The organism is Escherichia sp. 93.1518 (genome assembly GCF_013368915.2).
GTDB lineage: Bacteria > Pseudomonadota > Gammaproteobacteria > Enterobacterales > Enterobacteriaceae > Escherichia > Escherichia ruysiae.
On sequence record NZ_JABWMT020000092.1, the window covers coordinates 1 to 1,019 of the forward strand.

The following is a 1,019-nucleotide window of genomic DNA, read 5'->3' on the forward strand; positions in this document are numbered from 1 at the left end:
CCGCAGCCGGAAAGAAAGCATCAGTATCGCCCGGAGATTGGCAGCTATGTGGCCAATATTCAGGCGGCAAATACCCTGTTTAATACCCGACTGCATGACCGTCTGGGAGAAACACAATACACCGACCTGCTGACCGGCGAGCAGAAAGTGACCAGTCTGTGGTTACGTAACATTGGCGGACATAACCGCTTTAAAGATCGCTCGGATGAACTGAACACCCAGAGCAACCGTTATGTTCTGCAACTTGGCGGCGATATTGCGCAATGGAGCAGTAATGCTCTCGATCGCTGGCATCTCGGCCTGATGGCTGGCTATGCCAACAGCAAGAGTCACACACATTCCAACCTGACCGGGTACAACTCACGCGGGCAAATCGACGGCTACAGTGTTGGCGTGTATGGCACCTGGTACGCTAACGAAGCAGATAAAACAGGGACTTATGTTGATAGCTGGTTGCTCTATAACTGGTTTGATAACACCGTCTCCGGCGAGTATCTGCCCAGTGAAAAATATCACTCTGACGGTATCACCGCCGCTATTGAAGCGGGTTATACCTTCCGTCTTGGTGAAAGCGCAGATACCCGCACCAGCTACTGGTTGCAGCCCAAAATGCAACTGACGTGGATGGATGTGAAAGCAGACAATCATACTGAAGACAATGGCACTCTGGTTGAGGACAGCACCGAAGGTAACCTGCAAACGCGTCTGGGGGTGAAAGCGTACCTGCAAGGTCATAATGCTATTGATGATCATAAAGCGCGTTCCTTCCAGCCTTTCGTGGAAACCAACTGGATTTATAACTCCCGCAATTACAGCGTGAAGATGGATGGCATCAGCGATGAAATCATCGGCACGCGTAACATCGGCGAGTTAAAAGTTGGGGTGGAAGGTCAGCTTAATCCGCGTCTGCAACTGTGGGGCAACGTCGCCCAGCAGTTGGGGGACAATGGTTACAGCGATACCCAGGGAATGCTGGGCATGAAATATCTCTTTTAATGCCACTTTGCCGCCCGTCACGT

General features: G+C 51.4%; 1 protein-coding gene. It reads left to right on the forward strand.

What is annotated here, in order from left to right:
- The coding region (locus HEN21_RS22510; RefSeq protein ID WP_183082955.1) for an autotransporter outer membrane beta-barrel domain-containing protein at nt 1–996 on the forward strand (996 nt) is incomplete at its 5' end.
- Nucleotides 997–1,019 lie beyond the last annotated feature (23 nt).